Source organism: Paenibacillus agaridevorans (assembly GCF_003112455.1).
GTDB lineage: Bacteria > Bacillota > Bacilli > Paenibacillales > Paenibacillaceae > Pristimantibacillus > Pristimantibacillus agaridevorans.
Genome location: NZ_BDQX01000212.1, coordinates 1 through 4,351 on the forward strand (window position 1 = coordinate 1; position 4,351 = coordinate 4,351).

2 protein-coding genes are annotated in these 4,351 nt (G+C 46.0%); both read right to left on the reverse strand.

The features are described 5' to 3' along the window. On the reverse strand, positions 1–2,286 hold a 2,286-nt coding region (locus PAT3040_RS19785), incomplete at its 3' end, for a discoidin domain-containing protein (RefSeq protein ID WP_146200482.1). A 23-nt stretch (positions 2,287–2,309) separates the two neighbouring features. Continuing rightward, a partial coding sequence (locus tag PAT3040_RS19790; protein WP_146200483.1) for a discoidin domain-containing protein occupies positions 2,310–4,351 on the reverse strand: 2,042 nt, incomplete at its 5' end.

The following is a 4,351-nucleotide window of genomic DNA, read 5'->3' on the forward strand; positions in this document are numbered from 1 at the left end:
TGTAAATCCTTGACTGACACGATGATCGACAGCATATTTGAATTGCGAATCGATTCCTTCTACGTTCGATCCTTCAAAACGCTCGGAAGGCATGAACCAATGGGTATCGCCAAGATAGAAAAACGGAGTTCCATCGTTGTAATTAAAGTGGCGATCATTGTCTCCGACTTGCAGAAAACCTCGCTTATACAAATCTAATGAACCGGAATAGGGCGTGGCATTAAAAGATATGGCCTCGCTCCTGTTGAGTCCAGTGTCATCAGCAGATTGACTAGCCTCTACCGTCATACTCCAATTTCCCGTAACAGTAGGAGCAAATCTAACCTTCCATATGCGCCCCCCATCCCAAAATGCGGGACGAGTGATTTGAATGCCGCCCGGTCCCGTGAAAGTTGCCACGACATCCACATCTGCAAAGGGATCATTGTACGTTTTCGAACTCATCAAGGACAACTCCATGCTACGCCACTGCTCAATCGCCTCACGTATCACGATGTCTGTTGTTGCTACAACACCCGAGCCATCCAATGCCTCGGCCGTTACGGTAACCATTCCTGCTGTAATCGCTGTCAGGAAACCTGTAGCGGCATCTATTTCTGCCATTCCCGAAGAACCCGGTTTCGGACTGACACTCCACGTTACCGCCTGATTCGTCGCATTGCTTGGTTGTGCCTCGGCTTTCATCTGTACCGAGAAGCCAGGGAGAACCTCCATTGAGACCCCGCCAGTTATATTAAACTGCTCCACTTCAATCATGTATGAAGAATAGATTTGAAATTCAAAAAGGTCTGCCCAAGCCTTCGTAACAAATCGGACGTATCTCCCCTCCGATCCCTCCGGCAAAAGTGCTCCAAATTCATTGAATCCAGCAGCGTTTGCAGAAGAAGTATTTTTGATATATTCATACTTGTTCATCCCGCCATCACCAACTACGACAGGGGTCCAATCTTGGGCATTGTCTGAAATATAAACGATGTTGATCCCATCCCAAAATCTGCTGAAACTCGCCTTGACGTAATTTAATGGATAGCTCCGGCCCAAGTCAATATAGAAGTCAACCGATCCATTCGGATACCCGCCGCCCGCCATCGTGCCTGAGTTGCCATCCGTTAAGTTTTCTTTTTCACCTGAACCAGGGTTAAACACCATATCTCCATATACGAATACAGGATTACCTTGTGAGACTAAGGTTAACCCACTCGGTACATCCACGTATTCCTTACTAACAGCCGCTGGAGCGTCCATCGAATACACCTGGATTTCATTGATGTTTACGTAAACCTGTTCCGTTCTGATTCTTACATATCGTCCCTCTGTATTCGCTGGGAGCAATGCTCCAAATCTATTATTATCTGTGATTACGGTGGTCGTCGTATTTTGCAAATACTCATATTTGCCAATGCTGCCGTCTCCGGTGACTACTTCCGTCCAAGTCGTGGCATCGTCCGATACATAAACCGTGTTTGTATGGTTCCAATGCCGGGCAAAATGGATTGCTATATAGTTCAACTTTTTTTTCTGCCCAAGATCCAAGTACAGATCTATAAATTCCGTTGCTCCTGATATCGTGTCCAGATCGCTATCCGTTAGATTGCTCTGCACGCCATCATGAACAACCATTCCGTTGTAGGGGGTGACCGGTGCTCCATGCGAGATCAAATGCATCTCCGATGGCAGTTCAGCATACTCCTTATTTACAACCGCTGGAACACCCGGCGAATACACCTGGATTTCATTGATGTTCACATAATCCTGGTCCGCGCTGATTCTGACATAGCGGCCTTCTGTATGTGCCGGAAGCATCGCTCCGAATACATTGTGATCCGTGATGACGGTAGTTGTCGTATTCTGCAAATAGTCGTACTTGCCAATGCTGCCATCTCCGGAAACCACTTCCGTCCATGTCACGGCGTCGTCCGATACATAGACCTTGTTTGTTTTGTTCCAATGCCGGTTAAAATCGATCTTTACATAATTCAACTCTTTTTTCTGACCGAGATCTAAATACAAATCTATAAATCCCGGCCCTCCTCCTGACATCGTGCCCAAATCTCCATCCGTTAAGTTGCTTTGTACGCCATCATTAATGACCATTCCATTGTAAGGTGTGACCGTGGCTCCTTGTGAAACAAGAGACGAATCTGAAGGTACCTCTGTGTACGATTTAATTATATTTGCTGATGCTTTGCCCATGGGTATAGTAGACAGAAACAATGCGACAGCAAGGAAGCAGATATAAATGCGTTGTTTACTTGTACTTGTATTCATTCGCAAGTTACTTAACATAAAAATTTTCACTCTCCTTTGAGTTATCCAGCATCCTTCGAATAGACCTGAATTTCATTGATGTTCACATAAACCTGATCCGATCTGATTCTTACATAGCGGCCCTTTGTATTCGCTGGAAGCAATGCTCCGAATACATTGTGATCTGTGATTGAGGTTGTCGTCGTATTCTGCAAATACTCATACTTGCCTATTCCGCCATCTCCGGAGACCACTTCCGTCCAATTCACGGCATCGTCGGATACATACACCTTATTTGTTTTGTTCCAATGTCGGGCGTAATGGATTGCTATATAGTCCAACGATTTTTTTTGCCCCAAATCCAAATACAGATCAATAAACGCTGTCGACGCTCCCGAGAGCGTCCCCAGATTCCCATCGGTCAGGTTGCTTTGCGCGCCATCATGAACGATCATCCCATTGTAGGGCGTGACCGGCGCTCCTTGTGAGATCAAGTGCATCCCCGATGGCAGTTCCACATACGGAGCATTCGTGGAATAGACCTGAATTTCATTGATGTTGACATAAACCTGGTCCGATCTAATTCTTACATAGCGGCCCTTTGTATTCGCTGGAAGCAACGCTCCGAATACATTGTGATCTGTGATCGAGGTTGTTGTCGTATTCAGCAAATACTCATACTTGCCTATTCCGCCATCTCCGGAGACCACTTCCGTCCAATTCGTAGCATCGTCGGATACATATATCTTATTTGTTTTGTTCCAATGCCGGGCGTAATGGATGGTCACATAGTCCAACGACTTTTTCTGCCCCAAATCCAAATACAAGTCAATAAATTCTGTCGACGCTCCTGAGAGCGTACCCAGGTTTCCATCGGTTAGGTTGCTTTGCACGCCGTCATGAATGATCATTCCATTGTAGGGTGTGACCGGCGCTCCCTGTGAGATCAAGTGCATCCCCGACGGCGGTACCACATACGGAGCATTCGTAGAATACACTTGAATTTCATTGATGTTCACATAAACCTGATCCGAACTGATTCTGACATAACGGCCCGTTGTATTGGCTGGAAGCAACGCTCCGAATACATTGAGATCTGTGATTGAGGTTGTCGTCGTATTCTGCAAATACTCATACTTACCTATTCCACCATCTCCGGAGACCACTTCCGTCCAGTTCACGGCATCGTCGGATACATATACCTTATTTGTTTTGTTCCAATGACGGGCGTAATGGATGGTCACATAACCCAGCGATTTTTTCTGCCCCAAATCCAAATACAGGTCAATAAACTCTGTCGACGCTCCCGAGAGCGTACCCAGGTTTCCATCGGTTAGGTTGCTTTGCACGCCGTCATGAACGATCATTCCATTGTAGGGCGTGACTGGCGCTCCTTGCGAAACAAGCACCCATCCAGGAGGGGGCTCGGCATATAATTCCCCGTATGCTGAAGCATCGTTGTAGACTTCAATGCTGTCAATACGAGTTATGCCAGCTGTATCTCCTACGTAGCAGATTACTCTGATTTTTGTTGTCATAAGCTCTGCAAACCGAATATTTATTATCACATTCGTGTTATCCTTTACCGAATAAACATTTACCCACTGTCCGTCCTTCCAATATTGAACATCGAAATCCCTCATCTTGAAATAGGATTCCGTTGTATAGACATCAATTTGGTTCAATACCGTAGGCTGGGCAAATTCAACCTGCAACCACTGTGGGTTGTTGTAGGTTGTTCCCTCCCCGGAGCTCCACCCCGCGAAAGATCCATGGTTGCTAAGAATCGCTTTTACAGGGGTATAATCATTGCCGTAATTCGATGACGACGCTGTTGCCGTTGCTCCTACAAATAAAGGATTTGTAATTGTAAACTGAATATTGTAATCATAGGAACCCGTTACGCCGGATCCATCCAGCGCAGTCGCTACAATTTTCACATTGCCTTCCTTCAATAACGTAAGAACGCCAAATGGACTGATCAGCGCCTTATCTGTAGGCGTAACGCCATCCTGCTCAAAGACCTCCCATTTGACTCTTTGATCCCAGGTGTTGTTTGGAGCAAATACCGGCAGCATCTGTTGATTGCCAAGGAATTCGTTTC